Below are 17,395 nucleotides of genomic sequence, written 5' to 3'. Positions count from 1 at the left end.
AGCTTACAACGTACGCACTACAGCATTATTGTCCGACTACTTTTAATTGTAGTGATCTGTCTGAGTTTCGCAAGGGGAATGTGACTAATGGGGGAAAAATGAATGAAAAATGAACGAAAAATCAGGGAGAGGCCGGTTTAAGCAGCTCAAGTAAAGAAGAAATGATCCGACCGGTGGCTCCCCAGATGCGATACTGGTCATAGTCATAGAAGTGAATTGTGCGTGTCTGATTGCCACGCGTCCATTGCTCGGTATGGGTAATAGCCGGATCAGCCAGGCGTGTCAGATTCACGGTGAGTAATTCAGCCACTTCGCTTTCCTGCAGGACCAGGTTTCCTGAGCCATGAGGTAAATAAGCCACTACAGGCATAATCAGATAATTGCTGACCACGGTAAATACTGGATTGAGCACGCCCAGGGGCTCGACGAGCTCCGGCTGGAGTCCTATCTCTTCGTAGGCTTCCCTCAATGCAGTTGTTACCATAGAGTGATCAGTCGCATCAACTTTCCCACCAGGAAAAGCTATCTCGCCGCTATGAGAGCGTAATGTACTGGCTCGACGAATCAAAATCAGGTGTAACTCATCGTCTTGTAAAAAAAATGCCAGCAGCACTGCAGCTTTGCGGGCATTTTCCTGCTGCCCCTCAATAGTATCAACCAGGGATTCAGCCAGAGAAACGGGCTGTAGCCGCTCACGCAAGACGCGTATTACCTCTACATTATTTGATAAATTCAACACATCCATAGCGTGTATTGTAACACATAGAGAGGGGGTTGCGTCACTGTGATACAATTTGAATTCAGAAAAAACATCGGAGAGATTTGCTAAAAGGTTGTATATTGTCTTGCAATCGGTGAGCGCATTTGGTATAATAGAGAGTATCGAGTGGGGGTATGCTTACATTCAGGCGTTCATTATTTTTCATAATGGCGTGCTGCCTGCGAGTATCGTTTCGTATCACCGTTCTGTAAAGCAAACAATTTGGTTATAAAAGATATCCTTAGCACAGCTTAAGGTATCAGAAACCGAAACGATGACCGCCTGAGCACCTCCTCCGATTAAGCCCAAGTCCGATGGTACACTCCCCAGGGTCCCAACGTGCAGTGCATTCTATTTCGTTGTTCTTACTGTTTAAAGAACACCATCTAGAATGGTCGGTTCGGCATGACTGACAACACAAACCGCACACAAACAAAGGGCTGGTATACGTGTACCATCGTAGACGAGGCACAAACCGTGGTTCGAAGGGGGTTAACTACCCATGCATGCACAACAGCACAGCACCTTTCGACAATGCCAGCGGAAAATCAAAACAGCGGGCGGGTACAGACGATGATCGAAGGAAATGACCTACAAGGGCAAAACAACAACCCCGAAGAGATGGAAGAAAACCAGAATGAGATGGCAGCGCTGCTGGCAGAATCAGCGAACCCCATCAGCATCAAACGAGGTGATGTAGTCGAGGGCGTTATCGTACGCATTGACCAGGACGAAATCCTGGTGGATATCGGCCTCAAATCAGAGGGCGTCCTCTCAACAAAAGAGTTGCCATCAAGTGGCTATGGCTCTTTTAGCGAGCTACACCTCAATGATAAAATTCTGGTCTATGTTATCCAACCAGAAACTTCGGAGGGGCATGCAGTCCTCTCACTGAAGAGGGCTAACACTGAGCGCCAGTGGCGTATCGCAGAAGAGCAGTACAAAAACAACGAGCTCCTCAAAGCTAAAGTCATTGATTATAACAAAGGTGGCTTGATTGTTGATGTAGCAGGAATTCGTGGCTTTGTGCCGATCTCTCAAATCCTTAATCTCAAACGCGAAGAAGTTGCAGCTGGTGGTGAAAACCAGGAGACTGCGGCCAAATTGCAGAGCATGAAGGATAAAGAGCTTCAGTTGAAAATTATCGAGATCAACCGAGCGCGCAACCGCTTGATCCTCTCAGAGCGTCTGCAGTCCAGGAATGGCGTCAGCGCCGTCGCGAGGAACTGCTCGATGAGCTGAAGCCCGGCGAAGTCCGTAAGGTGTGGTTAGCAACCTTGCTAACTTTGGTGCGTTCGTAGACCTCGGCGGTGCAGACGGACTGGTTCATATCAGCCAGTTAGCCTGGAGCCGCGTCAACCATCCAAGTGAAGTCTTGCACGTCGGCCAGGAAGTCGAAGTACAGGTCTTGAGCGTCGATAAAGAGAAAAAGAAAATCGCACTCTCGATCAAACGTGCTGAGGTTGATCCCTGGACTACCGTTGAGCAGCGCTACACACCTGGACAGGTTGTCACCGGAACCGTCACAAAGATTGCACCATTTGGTGCCTTTGCACGGATCGAGGACGGCATTGAGGGCTTGATCCATCTGTCCGAGTTAACACCTGGCACAGATCCCAAGTCAATCCTGCATGAAGGTGCACAGCTGCAGTTGCGTATCTTACGCATCGATGCAGAGCGCCGTCGTCTGGGTCTCAGCTTGCGTCAGGCTGATGAAGTCGATGCCATAGAAGAGACAACGGAAATGCCTGCCCAGGAAGAAGTGGAAACCGAAGGTGCCGCTCCTCAGGAGAGTGCCCCGGCAGCAGTGCTTGAAACACCAGCTGCTCCCAGCACCCCTTCTCTGGAGTCACTGCCAGCACACGGCGAACAGCCTTCCTCCAAGCGTGACCAGGCGCCGTGAGCGCCAGGAGCGCACAGGTGACAGTTCCGCAAGCGGCTCGCGCGATGAGGGCGAATTGACTGCGATGGCTGAAGCTTTCCGTGCAGCTGCTCGTCAGCGTTCATCCAAGGATGAGGGTGATACGTCCGAGCAGTAAATTCCTTAGCCGTACAATACGTCAGATGTAATCTGTAAGAGAACCTCCCTGTAGTCTTTCAATAAAAGAGAGCGCAGGGGGTTCCTTGTTTTATCAACAGTTTTTCTGCACAGAATAGGCATTGTTGCTAACTGAAGAGGAATTTGTTCTTGACGCTATAAAAAGAGTTGTAGTATGATGAAATGAGCAACTTATGAGCGATCGAGGGTTTGTCTTCAACGCCACATCGATATAAAGTAACAGGTGACCATCCTGGATGCTATTTCCACGTATTTGTTGTACAATAAAGGTTCATCAAATCGCGTATTGACCAGTGACAGTGACGGTCAAGTACCCCACGCCGAAAGGCGGGGGCTTGCAGATGGAGTGACTTCTGCTCGTCTTCTACAAGCCCGGACTTGACCAGCCTCAGCCAGGGGGAGCAATCCTTATCGGGCTACGATATCGGTAGTGCTCAAGAACATACCTTGGGATACACGCCAGTCCCAGGCTCTATAATCGCTCAGTTAAGCAGCCAGACGGGGTTCGAGGCAGTGCTGAGAGAATAGGCAGGCCGGTATTATTGGCGAGGCAAACTTTACTTCGTGCGGAAAAGGGTGCCAGCCATCTCTGGTTAGGAGGAGAAACCGCACATTTCTCCCCCTCCCTTTGGGGGCATTTGATTGAAGAAAGACCTTGAAAAAAGGAGGCGTGCTCCTTCCCTATGCCTGAAGGCAGGGATACCCGCACGAACTTAATGATGGCTGCAGCACTCCGTGCAGCTGCTCGCATGTCAACGCATCAAAGAAGATACGGAGACAGCTGAATAGGCAAGGTTTCTTGGCTGTTTGAGCACATCGTACCTGAACAGATGATCTCGCGACCTCTCCGCTGCGTGCACCTATGCCAATGCAGGGCTGAGGTCGATTGTTTCTCAGTAAGAAGGTTGAGCGTTTATCGACAGACGGGAGGCTACAGTTGTTATCCTTGACGCTGTATAATGGGTGTTGTATGATGAAGCAAATAGTTTACCTGAGCGACACAGAGGGCTCGGTTCCACCCTCTGCCAATGAAAGGGGGGTGACAAACAGGTGAATGATAGAGACAGATTCGATAAGTTCACAGAGCGGGCCAGAAAAGTTCTGAGCCTCGCCCAGGAAGAAGCCCAACGCTTCCAACACAACTATATTGGGACAGAGCACCTCCTCCTCGGCCTTGTACGTGAAGGCGAAGGTGTTGCTGCTAAAGTACTTGCAAATCTCGGTGTTGAACTTAACAAAGTTCGTAGCGCCGTTGAATTTATCATTGGTCGTGGTGATCGCATTGTTCTCGGCGAGATCGGTCTGACACCTCGTGCCAAAAAGGTGATTGAGTTAGCCGTTGATGAAGCTCGTCGCCTGAATCATCATTATATTGGGACAGAACACCTCTTACTGGATTGGTCCGTGAGGGTGAAGGGATTGCGGCCGGGGTCCTTGAGAGCCTGGGCGTGAACCTGGAAAAAGTGCGTACGCAAACCATTCAAGTGCTCAGCCAGTCTGGCACACCTCATGAACGCGACGCCAAGCACTCCAAAACCCCTACTATCGATCAGATGGGTATTGACCTGACGGCAGCAGCCCGCGCAGGCACGCTCGATCCAGTTGTTGGACGCCATCAAGAAATTGAGCGCGTGATCCAGATTCTTTCCCGACGCAACAAAAACAATCCGGCTCTCATCGGTGAGCCCGGTGTTGGTAAAACCGCTATCGTTGAAGGTCTGGCTCAACGCCTGATCTCTGGCGAGGTTCCTGAAACGCTTTCGGGCAAACGCCTGCTTACGCTGGACGTTGGCTCACTGGTCGCAGGTACCAAATACCGTGGTGAATTTGAAGAGCGCCTGAAAAAGATTATAGAAGAGATTCGCAATAGCCGCGACTGCATCATCTTTATCGATGAAGTCCATACCCTGGTGGGTGCCGGTGCCGCTGAAGGGGCTGTCGATGCAGCCAATATCTTGAAGCCCGCCCTGGCTCGTGGTGAATTGCAATGTATCGGTGCAACCACACTCGATGAATATCGCAAGTATATCGAGCGCGATGCTGCACTTCAGCGCCGCTTCCAGGAAGTAATTGTGCGCGAGCCAACCGTCGAGGAGACCATTGAGATTCTCAAAGGCATCCGCGAACGCTATGAGCAACACCATCGCCTGATTATTACAGACGAGGCGCTCAAGGCCGCGACCGATATGGCCAGCCGCTATATCACCGATCGCTTCATGCCGGATAAAGCCATCGACTTGATCGATGAAGCTGCCAGCCGTGTCCGTATGCAGAATTCACTGGCTCCTCTCAACTTGAAAGAGGCAATGAAGGGTCTTGAGTCTGTACTGCGCGAGAAAGAGGCAGCAATCCAGCAACAGGAATATGAATTGGCCGCTGAATTGCGTGATCGCGAAGTGAAGTTGCGTGATCGTATCGCGAAACTTGAATCTGGTTGGCATAAAGAGCGTGGCAATGAGAAGCCAACGGTTGGCGAAGAGGAGATCGCACAGATCGTCTCGATGTGGACCGGCATCCCGGTGATGCGTATTGCCCAGGAAGAGTCACAGCGACTCCTCCAGATGGAAGACGCACTCCATGCTCGTGTGATCGCCCAGAACGAAGCCATAGAAAAAATCGCACGCGCTGTCCGCCGCGCTCGTGCCGGTCTGAAAGATCCGAAGCGCCCGATTGGCTCTTTCATCTTTATGGGCCCCACCGGTGTTGGTAAAACAGAGCTGGCAAAAACACTCGCCGAATTTATGTTCGGCAGTGAAGAGTCCTTGATCAAAATTGACATGTCAGAGTTTATGGAGCGTCACGCGCCGCACGTCTCGTCGGTGCCCTCCCGGATATGTTGGTTATGAAGAGGGCGGTCAGTTAACCGAGGCAGTCCGCCGCAAATCCTATAGCGTGATCCTGCTCGACGAAATCGAAAAGGCTCATCCAGACGTCTTCAATATGCTTCTCCAGATCCTGGAAGATGGTAAGTTGACAGACGCCAAGGGTCGCACGGTCGACTTCCGCAATACGATTATCATCATGACATCGAATGTCGGCGCTTCCCTCTTAAATAAAGAGGCCTCAATGGCTTTAAGGCTTCGAAAGATAAGACGAAAGCCAACCAGGCAGACTATGATGCCATGAAGGGTAAAGTACTTGGTGAACTGAAGAATACCTTCAAGCCAGAGTTCTTAAACCGTATTGACGAGGTGGTCGTCTTCCATTCCCTGCGTATGGAAGAGATGTACTCTATCGTTGATCTGTTACTGAACCGCGTACGTGCACAGTTAACTGAGCAGCAGATTGAACTGGTGGTTCCACAGAACGCCAAGGACTTCCTGATCGACAAGGCTTTGACCCGCAGTATGGTGCCCGTCCATTGCGCCGCACCATCCAGCGTATGGTTGAGGATCCGTTGGCGAAGGCTTGCTGCAAGGCAAGTTCCATCCTGGTGATCTGGTCGAGGCAAGCATTGTTGACGACGATCTTGCACTCGAGGTCCGCAACCGCATCGAGCAGTTGCCACCACCTGCATCCGCTACCCCTGAAGCGGCCCTCTCGGCCGGCGGTGAGGTAGTAGTAGCACCAATACAGAAGCCTAGTCAACCATCAAGGGGGCGTGAAAGATCTCACGTCCCCTTTTCTTTCTACCTCGTATATTTCATCGCTCTTAACAAAACGCTGCCAGAAGCAGTTGTTTCCCAACAACCATTTTTCGGCAGACAATAGATTGCAGATCCTTACATGCCAAAAATTCGCACAAAATATATCTGCCAGCAATGCGGTGGGGAACATAGCAAATGGATGGGAAAATGTCCCGATTGCGGGACATGGAATACCTTAGAGGAAGTGGTCGATGTTCCGCAAAGTCCTGCGCAACAACGGCGACAAAGCTTGCTGGGCGTCTCTCCCTCAACCCATAATGCACATACTCCCATTGTGCTTCCCCAGATTAAACCACTCGTACAGGAACGCATCTCCGTTGGCTATTCAGAAATGGATCGCGTGCTGGGCGGTGGTCTGGTAGCTGGCTCCTTGAACTTGATGGGTGGTGAACCCGGTATCGGCAAATCGACCCTCCTCCTTCAGGTCTCCGGTGAGATCGCCAAAAATGTTGGCCCGGTCCTCTATATCTCTGGCGAAGAATCAGTTGAACAGATCAAGATGCGGGCTGAACGTTTAGAGATCACCGGCGAGCAACTTTATCTCCTGGCCGCGGTAGAACTGGATATCATTGTTGAGCGGTCAATCGTTTAAAGCCCGCGCTGGTGGTTGTTGACTCCATTCAGACCGTACTGGCAGGGCATCTCACGGCGCTCCGGCAGTATCAGCCAGGTACGTGAGTGCACGCTCCAGCTCATGCAGCTGGCAAAAACACCCAGGTACCGATCTTTGTAATTGGTCACGTCACCAAAGAAGGAACCGTTGCCGGTCCAAAGGTACTGGAACATATCGTGGATGCCGTCCTGTATCTGGAAGGTGAACGCTATCACTCCTATCGGCTCTTACGCGGCGTCAAAAATCGTTTTGGAGCCACCCATGAGATTGGTGTCTTTGAGATGCATGGTGAGGGTCTGGTTGAAGTCACCAATCCTTCCGCGGTCTTTTTATCTGATCGCGCCACCAATGCTTCCGGCTCAGCAGTCGTAGTGAGTATGGAAGGAACACGTCCATTACTGGTCGAGGTTCAGGCTCTGGTCACACCCAGCAATTTTGCAATCCACGTAGCACGACTAACGGCATCGATCATAATCGCCTTGGTGATGTTAATGGCTGTCCTGACCAAACGCGTTGGTCTGGCCGTTGGTGGGCATGATGTCTATGCCAATGTTGTTGGTGGCTTTACCATTGAGGAACCATCGATCGATCTGGGTGTGGCAGCAGCGATTGCCTCCAGTTATCGTGAGAAGCTGATTCCAGCCGATATGGCCTTAATTGGTGAAGTAGGACTATCCGGTGAGTTACGCGCTGTCAGTCGCCTCTCATTGCGTGTACGCGAGGCTGCCAAACTAGGATTTAAGCGCTGCTTGATTCCAGGTGCGGGACAGGGGAGTCGAGTGCGCAAGAATTAAATGAAGCCAATCTGCCTGCGGATTTTAAAGTGGTTACCGCCAGTTCATTAGCCGTTCGCACTGGAGATTGCACTTCACTAATAAAAGGAGCATGAGCAGCACTTATTTCATCCTGTATCTGTAATACAAGCAACAAAAGCATATCTACAGAGAAAGTCTATTGCTTCCAGTACAAAAAACGGTGTATTACTTCATACTCAGCCTATGCTACCATGGTAGCTTGTATGGTTCAGCTCGATTACGACATCGGGAAGAATTCTTTTACGTGGCGTTTGGAGCGATGAAAGTGAAATCTGTTCTTTCGATTGAAGAAAAATTTTCGTAACAAAAACCTTCGTCAGTGCGTATATATTTTGAAGAATTGTTTGCTTACAAAAGGTGCCGCGTATTTTTCTTGGACAGCAGGCCAAAAAACCGTTTCATCTGGAATTATCATTTATCATCCTTTTATTCTTACATGAGACCTGCCAATCGTACAAAGAAGTAACGTTACCCTCTTGAGCTGGTTGAGAGAGCACATATCTATAACTATGTGCTTTGCTTTGGAGGATGCAGGGATGTCAGTGAAAACACCGTTACCCGCATCATAGGAGCTCTGGTCGCAATAGGCGGCTGCGATCAGTATTTCGTTGTACGCTCAGCATCGCTAATCACATTGCCATTACCGCTGCCCTGGACGATTGTGATCATTGCAACCGTGAGCGCCATTGCCGCCTTTATTATCACCCCGTATATTACGGTCATCCCCTTTCAATGGATCAGCCATAAAATCCGGGCAGCCTCAGCCAGTGATCTGGTCGCGGCCGCTATTGGTCTGGCTATCGGACTTATCCTTGCCGTTTTACTGGCAATTCCCTTGCAGTACTTACCTTTTGGACTTGGACAGATTACCCCATTTCTGGGCGCTGTGATCTTTGGCTATATCGGCCTGACAACGGCAGTATTGCGTAAAAGCGATATTGCTCACTTATTCCAATCCACGGTGGCGCGTCGGCGCGACCGGGACCGTGATGAGGATCGTGGTGAGCGTGGCAAGAAACGCGATCAGGAAAAAGAAGTCCCCCAACTCCTACTGGCCCTGTTCTGCCAATCTTGTTAGATACCAGCACGATTATTGATGGTCGCATCGCTGATATCAGTCAGACTGGCTTTATCGTTGGGACCCTGGTTGTCCCCCGCTTTGTCCTGAACGAATTACAGCGCATCGCGGATTCCGCGGATACCATGCGGCGCAATCGCGGTCGGCGCGGTCTTGAGATTCTGAACCGCTTGCAGAAAGATGCCACCGTACCCATTGAGATCGTAGATACTGATGTCGAGGGGATCGCCGATGTCGATGGCAAACTGGTCAAGATGGCCCGCGATCAGCACTGTCCAATCATTACCAACGACTTCAACCTCAACCGCGTTGCCGAGTTGCAGGGTGTCAAAGTGCTCAATATCAACGAACTGGCCAATGCCATTAAACCGGTCCTCTTGCCAGGAGAAGATATTCACATTAAAATCATGCAGGACGGTAAAGAACTTGGACAGGGTGTTGGCTATCTGGATGATGGCACCATGATCGTTGTGGAAAATGGACGGCAGTTCATGAATATGATGATCGAGGTCACCGTGACACGCGTGCTACAAACTGTGGCGGGCCGCATGATTTTCGCTCATCCGAAACAACAGGCCAACATTGCCAGTAACCCGGCTCCAGCACCACAATCGTCTTTGAAGCAAAGGCAAGCTTAATTCGCAGCAGCATCTGGACAGAGAGCACCCTTTGTGGTGCTCTTTATTTTTTATGGAGAAGGAGGATGGCCAGTAACCAGCCTCCACACATGTCATGCAAGAGAAATCAGCCGTAATTATCGTTGCAGCGGGTGCCAGTCGGCGCATGGGTCGCGATAAACTATGGATACCCCTGGCGGGCCGTATTACCCTGGCCCGTACGATTGATGCCTTTCAAAACGCACCACAAATCGATAGGATTATTATCGTGACCAGCCAGGAACGCCTGACAGATATCGAGCAACTCTGTCAGCAAGAAGCCTGGGACAAGATACTGGCAATTGTTCCAGGGGGAGCACGCAGGCAGGATTCAGTCTGTCAGGGATTGGATACTATAGCACGCCTGCAACCTGAATGTCGCTGGGTAATGATTCACGACGGGGCACGACCATTTGTCTCAGGCAGTATCATTGAGGCTGGCCTACAGGCGGCGCAGCACCATCAGGCGGCCATCGCAGCCGTGCCGGTCAAGGATACCATCAAGCAGGTCCGTGATGGCCTGATCCAGGACACGCCAGACCGTTCCCTGCTCTGGACGATCCAGACCCCACAGGTCTTCTCGTTCCCACTGATCCATCAAGCACATCACTCCCCTCTTGCCAGTGGAGATGCCACCGATGATGCGCTCCTGCTGGAAAGACTGGGACACCATGTCGCTATTTTTCCTGGCTCCTACACCAACATTAAAATCACCACTCAGGAAGATTTACTCTTCGCTGAGGCATGTATAAAAGGACAAGAAGTATGACTATACGCATTGGTTCCGGGTATGATGTTCACGCCTTCACAGAGGGACGTCCACTGGTATTGAGTGGCGTCACGATCCCCATGATTATGGTCTGGCGGGTCATTCTGATGCGGATGCCGTCATCCATGCCATCGTGGACGCCCTGTTGGGTGCAGCCGCGCTGGGTGACATTGGTCAGCATTTCCCATCCAAAGATCTACGCTGGAAAGATCAGCCCAGTACCGTCTTTCTCACCTACACGGTTGATCTCTTGAAGCAGCACAACTGGACCATCGGAACATAGATGCCACCATTGTCGCCGAGCAGCCCAGGCTGTCCCCCCACATTCCAGCCATGCGTGAGCATCTCGCCAAACATCTCGCCTTATCTCTTGACCAGGTCAGTGTCAAAAGCAAAACCACCGACGGACTCGGCTTTGCCGGTCGCCGCGAAGGTATCGCCTGCTATGCCGTCGCCCTGATTGAGAAAGCGTAAACCAGCCACCACATGTTTCTTTGGGAAGGGTGTGTGTCATACCCTTCCCAAAGAAAGCCAGACGAACTCTGGCTGCGCAAGCTATCACATATCTGGCTACACACCACAAAAAAAAGCTCCTGCATAAGAGAAGGAACTTTTTTAGAAGGACACTACCACAAGACTATGAGCTAGCTATTGGCAAAGTCTTTGTAAATCTCATCAGTCTTAGCCGCCATGATAAAATCATTGCGATGCAATCCCTGAATCTTATGCGTCCACCAGGCCACGCCCACTGATCCCCATTCGGTTAGAATGGCGGGATGGTGGCCCTCATCCTCAGCTAACCGGCCAACTTTCTGCGTAAATGAGAGCGCAGAAACAAAATCTTTGAACTTGTAGACGCGCTCCAGACGCTGTACACTTTCACGCTCGATAATGACCCAGTTCAGCACCTGCTTATGATATATTTCCATCTCGTCGATGGTTACCTTTGGTGCACCTGAATGGCACGCATCACACTTCATCTGCGTCAATTTGTCCATGGAATTTACCTGCCTTTGACATAAAAGATGAGAAAGCGGCCCGGATACGCTACCGCCTCTCTCTTAAGTATAGCTATATGCATCATATCAGAAGCACCACAACCTACCTACCAGGAACAACACCTACTTTTCGGGCATGTCAGGTCTGGCCTTTGTCGTGCTGGCTGGAGTTTTCTCGCCAGTGGCTGCGGCTTTTTTCTCATCTGGAGACAAAAACATCTGCATTGCCTGAGCAGGATTCGTCGGAACTTTATTCAACTGCTGGTGCAACTTTGAGATATCCTCGGCAGGCACTTGAGACATAAATTTATCTTTGGCATTCTTTACTTCTCCAGTGGTCTTGCCCGCATTGCGAGCAATTGATTGCAATGCCTTGGGACCAAACAAGGCCAGAGCAATACCAGCCACAATCAGGATTTCTAACAGATGCATCGAGGTTACTCCTTCGCAAGCGGTACCATTGCCCACTCTATTTGACAAACAGTTCATCAACACTGCTATTTTACCACAGGCGAGATAGTCACTTATAGTTTGGCTGTCCTGTTTACACAAAAAAAGCTACCAGGGCGGTTGTTTAGATATAGAGGATAAACAGTGGGTCCGCACACAATGGTTGAGGCTTGCTACAGTCTGTAGCTGGTTCTGTAATTGACCATTCTTGCAACTCGCTGCTTATTATGCTCAGACATTTCCCCACCTACCGCCTGAGCGTGCTGATCACGTCTCCCCAGAACGTTGATCAGTCTCTTCTTTACCTATATTTTCTCCGCGATAGAGTGTTGAAATCCCCCTCTTTCCTACTAGTAGCGTTCAAAAGTAATAAAGCATGTACCAATTTAGGCTATTTATAGACGCTTTTTTCAGACCAATAACTGGTCACATGGTATGATGGAAACAAACCATCAACAGTATAAAGAGAAAAAGAGAGTTAAGACGGAATGCAACAATCGGCTAAACCACAAAAAGCAGGTGGAAACTCACAGTATCAATCTATTATCATTACAGCCATCACCCTGTTCGCCCTCGCCGGCGCCATCCTGGGCTTTGCCATTGGTGCCCTTAACCATCAACGTACACCACAGCAGGTCGCCAATAATAGCAACAACAATAATAATAAACCAGCGGCTAAACCAACAACGGCGGTCAAACCAACCGCCACACCAACACCCTCTGTTGTGGCCCAACCTGTAGGTTGCCCCGCTATGAGTACTGCAAACAACATTGATGGGGTCACATTCACAATTACCATCGTAGCCAAACAGAAGTTAATAGCAGGATGTCCCAATCATCCTGAAAGCGCGTCAACTATAGCTAATGATTTTGTCACCTGTCGCATCTGGCTTGCAAAGGCAAAAGATGACCAACATCCGGTAATTGAGAAGGCTGACACAGACCTTTTTAACAAGCCAGAAAGTTTCGCAACACCATTTCCAAACGAAGTCCCTAATGGCCTTGTTTTTAGTAACGGTGCTTCACAAACGCAGATGTGCAAACAGGGCCAGGCTAACTGGAACGTGAGCTTATCCCCAGCCTTAGAAAAAGGAAAATACTTTATTGTTGGCCTGACATCCTGGGGAGTATTCTATAACTGGAGCTGGTCTGGATTGCTGATTAAGAAATAATAATCAGGGGCACAGTCACAAACATTTAGCATAACTCAAGAGTTGAGTACATTCCGTCTACAAAGAAGAGATCTTCCAATGTATGGAGATCTCTTCTTTCGTTTTATGCACTTTTTAGAGGGCTTCAGTCTGGTTGCCAACGACTTTGACCACGCCCATAACCAGGTGAGCGAATTTGGTACGGACAGCGTCGGCGGTGGAGAGGACTTCGGCGTGATTGACCTCGGTGGTTTCATTGCCGGTGGCGGTATTGGTGATCAGGCTAAAGCCGAGCACGCGCATACCAACCTGACGGGCCACAATGGCCTCGGGGACTGTAGACATGCCAACGGCATCTGTTCCGATGATGCGCAGGAAATTGAGCTCGGCCGGCGTTTCATAGCTGGGTCCTGCCACCATGGTATAGACACCCTCATGCAGGGTAATGTCGTCATGGCTCTGTGCCACACGCTGGGCCAGGGCACGGAGTTCCGCATCATAGGCTTTAGCGACCGCCGGAAAACGCGTGCCCAGACGCTCATCATGGGTCCAACCAGCGGACTGCCACCGGCCAGACCAGGAAAGTAGATGTGGTCGCGCAACAGCATAAAATCTCCTGGCCGATATGCAGGATTGATACCACCGGCTGCATTACTGACAATCAGTGTCTCAGCGCCCAGCAGACGCATGACTCGTACTGGTAGCGTCGTCAGGGCGGGAGCGTGACCCTCATAGAGATGGAAACGTCCCTGCATCGCCACCACGGGCACGCCTTCCAGGGTTCCAATCAGCAAGCGACCAGCATGTCCAACCACGGTCGATTGCGCGAAATGCGGAATTTCCGCGTAAGGAATGGACACGGCATCCCGGATCTCTGTGGCCAGATCACCCAGACCTGAGCCAAGAATAATTGCCAGTACAGGCCGAACATTCGTCTTCTTTTGAATGGCCTGGACAGCTTCCACTACTTGATCATAAAGCATATACTTGTGCCTCCTTCTAATAGTTGGCTACAGGATAGCACAGAGGCATAGAGAAAAACAGCGCTCCTCAGGACTACTTGTTCAGGCCTGGAGTGATATGGCAATAGAGTTGCGTCGTCGAGATATGCGCATGTCCCAATAATTCTTGAACCGAACTCAGGTCCATGCCACTATCAAGCATAAGCATCGCAAATGAGTGCCGCAACATATGCGGACTGAGTTCCTCAATCTCGGCACGCTGCGCGTGGCCTTTGATGACCAGCCAGAAGCCTTGCCGGGTCAGGCGCTCACCACGGTGATTCAAAAAGATGGCTTGCTGACCGACTGCGGGCTGCAAGAGCGGGCGTCCATTGGTCAGGTAACGCTCTAAGGCGTCGGCAGCAACAGCAGTAAGCGGCAATACACGGTTACGCTTCACATGTCCACGCACATTCACACAGTGGACCAGCGTCTCCTGAGCTTGAAAATGCGTAACATCGAGGGAAATAAGTTCAGATGTACGAATTCCCGTCGCATACAACAGATGGAGCATGGCCAGGTCCCGCAGGCCCAGCGGTGTATCTCGATCGACGCAATTAAAGAGCGTATGAATCTGTTCCGAGCTTAATATCTGGGGTTGGTCGCGTTCAATCGGAGGAAGGATGACATCTGTTGTTGGATCAACACTTACTGCACCTTTGTGCCACAGGTACCGAAAAAACGCTTTCATCGTAGCCAGTTTACGCGCCATCGTCGCAGGTCGATATCCCTGTCCCCTGCGCATCTTATCCATATAGGTAGCCAGTTGCTCATGCGTCACCTGCCACCAATCGTGGATACCCTGTGACAATATATACGTACACAACTGCCCTAAATCATTCCGATACGCCATCATCGTATTGAGGCTACCACCACTACGTTCCACTTCCCCGCCAGCCAGCGAGGCAAGAAAATCATCAACAGCTTCTTGCAACATAACACACTTCCCACATCTCTTCATTTGCTTGCGGTAGATACTCCCTATTTATCGGGTCTGTGATCAGTATAATCGATACCTGTATGGGAAGCAAATTGACTAGTACATACAGCATAGACGTAACATGAGCGACTCCTTCAATGGTATAGCAACAGTAGCCTCCGCCTTTTTTCTCAGAAAGTGCTATAATGGACTAACGTTCGTGCGTTCTGCACGTTGCATTTACGTAACTACCCGATTGATATCGCTATACTACCTTCCCAAAAAGCCTGCTTCAGGCCTGGAAATGTGTAGCTATAGCCATAATAATTTGTCCACATGCATATGCGAGTCATACTAGCATTACACTCGTTTCATGATAAGGAGAGAGACTAGCAATGGCAAAACTGCAAGATATGTTTACGCAGGCACGTCGTGCGCAAAATGGTGGTGGGATGGGCTTCCTGGGCAAAAATAAAAATGAAACAAAAGCACGTGCGGCCGCTCTCGTTGTTGAGCTAGAGCAGATTACCGCTGGCAGCGCTGAAGCCGCACTCAAAGCTGGTGCTGATGGTATTCTCTTCAACTGGGATGGGAAAGGCGGCACCCAGCTTGAGGTGTTGAAACAGGAGATCGAAGCTGCCAGAGCTCATAGTGCTCAAACGGTTACTGGTCTGAACATTACTGGCGGTCTGAATAAACTGACGATGGAGAGCCTGAAGGACCTGAAAGAACAAGGGGTCCAATATGTGATCCTCCCATTTAACGCTCCTGCACGCTTGCTGGCACAGGAAACCAAGGATCTGGAAAAAGTCATTGTGGTGCCGATGCGCAAGGAGGAAAGTTATCCTCTCTATATTCGCAACCTGACCGCCTTTGACAACATTGCAGCGGTACTGCTAGATTTTGATCTGGGTGAAAAAACCGGAGCTATGACCATTGAAGAGATCCTGGATTATCGCGCGGTCCGCGAAGCCGTACGCTTTCCAGCCTTCATCTATGTGAATAGCAATCTGAGCGAAGCCGATGCCTATACCATCAATACACTGGGTATCCAGGCAGTAGTGCTATCAGCCAAAGATAGCGAAGAGGGGACACGCGAGCAGATCAAGAATTTACGTACCTTGCTGGAAAAAGTCCATCAGGACGAGAATGATAAAGATGCTCCATCGCTGCCATCAGCGGGTCGTAAATAAATATAGCATCGCTAGCAGGAATAAAAAAGGGGACACCGGCCAACCGTTGTCCTCTTTTTTGCTAATTATCTTTATTTTCAGTAGAGCCTGAGCAGGCATGTTCATCCACCAGCGGCTGGGTGATGGGCAGGCGCGGAGCCGTTTGCCAGAATAATTGGCGCCGTGGAATGCGCCGCAGTAGCCCTCTGGTCTGTTGCCAGACGTGTTCAGGATTGGCATTGTTGCGCCAGAAATAGTAGCAGGCGAGCTCATCTGGCTCAACTCGTAGCAAGCCAGAGAATGCCGTCTCTAACAATTGCTCATCGGGTTCATCCAGATTAAAGTTCTGTAGCCAGAGCTGACTGCGTTTACCATGCTGTTTGACCATATCCACCAGTTCATGGCCCCAGGTTTCCACCATCGAAACATCTTCACCCAGCAATTGCCAGAACAGGTGGCAACCGATAGTATCCAGGGCCGGAATAGTCGCAAGCTCCTCAATCATATTGAGGTCCTGTGGCAATAAAATAATGGTCGTTTTCGCCTGCTGATTGGCGCGTTTGGCACAGGCAAATAACTCGTTGAGAAAATCGATCATCGAGCGACGGCGGAAGTGCTGCAGGTCGGTAATATCAGGACAGAGCGCGCGGCAAACCGAGCAGAAGCAGGTAATATCTGGCAGGCGTGGCTCCTCAATAATGATACCACTTAAACCATAATTGCTTAAATAGTATTCAATCTCACCAAATAGCCAGGATCGAAACGATTCATGATTAAAACAGGTCATATCATGCGAGCGCCCATGCCGATCCTTTACCAGAGACTCTGGATGACGAAATGTATACCAGCTCGGCATAAAGACAGGCCCGGCAAAGAGGTTACCAAAGCGGCCCAGGCTCAAATAGACCTTCAGCCCAACTTCCTGGGCGATCCGTAATCCGCGCTCAAAATCTCGTGGCCAGCGTTGCTCTTCCTGCTCATGCAGAGCATAGACAATACTATTGGCGCCTGAAGCACGGATTTGCTCAAAATCTCGTCTGACAGTCTCTTCATGAAAAAGTGGATGAAAATATGCAACCGTTATATCCATGTTCCCTACCCAATATTTGTCGCAAAAGAAAATACAAGCGTGCATAAAATAATATTTACACAGGCATTCGCTACAGTATAACATCATATCTACATTAATTCTAAAAGCAAGTAGTTTTAGGCTATCCAGGAGAATAAACGTCCGGCAGGATTATTTCAACGTGTGCAGGTTAGAGATGCAAAGTACTCTCGTCTGATTAAGCACAGGTGAGCTTGAC

At 50.1% G+C, this 17,395-nt stretch carries 15 protein-coding genes and 3 pseudogenes; 12 read left to right on the top strand and 6 right to left on the bottom strand.

Annotation, left to right across the window (positions count from 1 at the left end):
- Nucleotides 1-121: 121 nt before the first annotated feature.
- Nucleotides 122-736 carry an NUDIX hydrolase gene (locus KDW_RS16385; RefSeq protein ID WP_162005291.1) on the bottom strand — a complete coding sequence of 205 codons (615 nt, stop codon included), beginning with the start codon at nt 734-736 and terminating at the stop codon, nt 122-124.
- 429 nt (nt 737-1,165) lie between these two features.
- Here KDW_RS16385 and KDW_RS16380 point away from each other — a divergent pair, with 429 nt between their 5' ends.
- From KDW_RS16380 to ispF, 10 genes and pseudogenes are all read left to right on the top strand, one after another.
- A complete protein-coding gene (locus tag KDW_RS16380) occupies nt 1,166-2,002 on the top strand; it encodes a S1 RNA-binding domain-containing protein (protein ID WP_151756940.1) in 837 nt (278 codons plus the stop codon).
- A gap of 22 nt (nt 2,003-2,024) precedes the next feature.
- Nucleotides 2,025-2,663 carry a S1 RNA-binding domain-containing protein gene (locus KDW_RS16375; RefSeq protein ID WP_151756939.1) on the top strand — a complete coding sequence of 213 codons (639 nt, stop codon included), beginning with the start codon at nt 2,025-2,027 and terminating at the stop codon, nt 2,661-2,663.
- A complete protein-coding gene (locus KDW_RS31810; RefSeq protein ID WP_162005290.1) occupies nt 2,647-2,799 on the top strand; it encodes a hypothetical protein in 153 nt (50 codons plus the stop codon). Before KDW_RS16375 ends, KDW_RS31810 begins: the two co-directional genes overlap by 17 nt.
- Before the next feature lie 1,070 nt (nt 2,800-3,869).
- Nucleotides 3,870-6,302, top strand: a pseudogene (locus KDW_RS35955) (ATP-dependent Clp protease ATP-binding subunit); the annotation flags it as partial.
- Between the two features lie 243 nt (nt 6,303-6,545).
- Nucleotides 6,546-7,058, top strand: a complete 513-nt coding sequence (locus KDW_RS16365) for an ATPase domain-containing protein (protein ID WP_151756938.1) — start codon at nt 6,546-6,548, stop codon at nt 7,056-7,058.
- An 86-nt stretch (nt 7,059-7,144) separates the two neighbouring features.
- The gene (locus tag KDW_RS16360; RefSeq protein WP_151756937.1) at nt 7,145-7,873 is read left to right on the top strand and encodes a DNA repair protein RadA family protein; all 729 of its coding nucleotides are present in this window, start codon (nt 7,145-7,147) and stop codon (nt 7,871-7,873) included.
- Nucleotides 7,874-8,528: 655 nt separating this feature from the next.
- A complete protein-coding gene (locus KDW_RS16355; protein ID WP_151756936.1) occupies nt 8,529-8,972 on the top strand; it encodes a hypothetical protein in 444 nt (147 codons plus the stop codon).
- On the top strand, nt 8,966-9,610 hold the full coding sequence (locus KDW_RS16350) for a PIN/TRAM domain-containing protein (protein WP_151756935.1): 645 nt from the start codon (nt 8,966-8,968) through the stop codon (nt 9,608-9,610). The genes KDW_RS16355 and KDW_RS16350 overlap by 7 nt, the downstream gene beginning before the upstream one ends.
- Before the next feature lie 94 nt (nt 9,611-9,704).
- Nucleotides 9,705-10,397, top strand: coding sequence for a 2-C-methyl-D-erythritol 4-phosphate cytidylyltransferase (ispD, locus tag KDW_RS16345; RefSeq protein ID WP_151756934.1), 693 nt, complete (start codon nt 9,705-9,707; stop codon nt 10,395-10,397).
- Between the two features lie 2 nt (nt 10,398-10,399).
- Nucleotides 10,400-10,871, top strand: a pseudogene (ispF, locus tag KDW_RS35950) (2-C-methyl-D-erythritol 2,4-cyclodiphosphate synthase).
- 170 nt (nt 10,872-11,041) lie between these two features.
- Here the strand turns inward: ispF and KDW_RS16335 are convergent.
- Together KDW_RS16335 and KDW_RS16330 are read right to left on the bottom strand one after the other, a co-directional pair.
- Nucleotides 11,042-11,395 carry a 4a-hydroxytetrahydrobiopterin dehydratase gene (locus KDW_RS16335; protein WP_151756933.1) on the bottom strand — a complete coding sequence of 118 codons (354 nt, stop codon included), beginning with the start codon at nt 11,393-11,395 and terminating at the stop codon, nt 11,042-11,044.
- A 123-nt stretch (nt 11,396-11,518) separates the two neighbouring features.
- Nucleotides 11,519-11,827: a twin-arginine translocase TatA/TatE family subunit gene (locus KDW_RS16330; RefSeq protein WP_162005289.1), complete on the bottom strand. Its 309-nt coding sequence runs from the start codon at nt 11,825-11,827 to the stop codon at nt 11,519-11,521.
- Nucleotides 11,828-12,333: 506 nt separating this feature from the next.
- Here KDW_RS16330 and KDW_RS16325 point away from each other — a divergent pair.
- A complete protein-coding gene (locus KDW_RS16325) occupies nt 12,334-13,017 on the top strand; it encodes a hypothetical protein (RefSeq protein WP_151756931.1) in 684 nt (227 codons plus the stop codon).
- Between the two features lie 114 nt (nt 13,018-13,131).
- Here the strand turns inward: KDW_RS16325 and KDW_RS35945 are convergent.
- Both KDW_RS35945 and KDW_RS16315 read right to left on the bottom strand, forming a co-directional pair.
- A pseudogene (locus KDW_RS35945) lies at nt 13,132-13,979 on the bottom strand (purine-nucleoside phosphorylase).
- A 73-nt stretch (nt 13,980-14,052) separates the two neighbouring features.
- Nucleotides 14,053-14,934, bottom strand: coding sequence for a tyrosine-type recombinase/integrase (locus tag KDW_RS16315; RefSeq protein WP_162005288.1), 882 nt, complete (start codon nt 14,932-14,934; stop codon nt 14,053-14,055).
- 377 nt (nt 14,935-15,311) lie between these two features.
- Between KDW_RS16315 and KDW_RS16310 the strand changes: the two genes are divergently transcribed.
- Nucleotides 15,312-16,109 carry a hypothetical protein gene (locus KDW_RS16310; RefSeq protein WP_151756929.1) on the top strand — a complete coding sequence of 266 codons (798 nt, stop codon included), beginning with the start codon at nt 15,312-15,314 and terminating at the stop codon, nt 16,107-16,109.
- A 61-nt stretch (nt 16,110-16,170) separates the two neighbouring features.
- On the opposite strand, the gene KDW_RS16305 is transcribed toward KDW_RS16310, so the two are convergent.
- The gene (locus KDW_RS16305) at nt 16,171-17,178 is read right to left on the bottom strand and encodes a hypothetical protein (protein WP_151756928.1); all 1,008 of its coding nucleotides are present in this window, start codon (nt 17,176-17,178) and stop codon (nt 16,171-16,173) included.
- Nucleotides 17,179-17,395: the final 217 nt, after the last annotated feature.

The organism is Dictyobacter vulcani (genome assembly GCF_008974265.1).
GTDB classification, from domain to species: Bacteria; Chloroflexota; Ktedonobacteria; order Ktedonobacterales; family Ktedonobacteraceae; genus Dictyobacter; species Dictyobacter vulcani.
This window is presented reverse-complemented; position numbering and strand designations above follow the sequence as displayed.

Coding starts and splice junctions, on each gene's coding strand:
- KDW_RS16305 (WP_151756928.1), bottom strand. CDS start 17,178: ATGGATATAACGGTTGCATATTTTCATCCACTTTTTCATGAAGAGACT.
- KDW_RS16330 (WP_162005289.1), bottom strand. CDS start 11,827: ATGCATCTGTTAGAAATCCTGATTGTGGCTGGTATTGCTCTGGCCTTG.
- KDW_RS16365 (WP_151756938.1), top strand. CDS start 6,546: ATGCCAAAAATTCGCACAAAATATATCTGCCAGCAATGCGGTGGGGAA.
- KDW_RS16315 (WP_162005288.1), bottom strand. CDS start 14,934: ATGTTGCAAGAAGCTGTTGATGATTTTCTTGCCTCGCTGGCTGGCGGG.
- KDW_RS16325 (WP_151756931.1), top strand. CDS start 12,334: ATGCAACAATCGGCTAAACCACAAAAAGCAGGTGGAAACTCACAGTAT.
- KDW_RS16335 (WP_151756933.1), bottom strand. CDS start 11,395: ATGGACAAATTGACGCAGATGAAGTGTGATGCGTGCCATTCAGGTGCA.
- ispD (WP_151756934.1), top strand. CDS start 9,705: ATGCAAGAGAAATCAGCCGTAATTATCGTTGCAGCGGGTGCCAGTCGG.
- KDW_RS16380 (WP_151756940.1), top strand. CDS start 1,166: ATGACTGACAACACAAACCGCACACAAACAAAGGGCTGGTATACGTGT.
- KDW_RS16310 (WP_151756929.1), top strand. CDS start 15,312: ATGGCAAAACTGCAAGATATGTTTACGCAGGCACGTCGTGCGCAAAAT.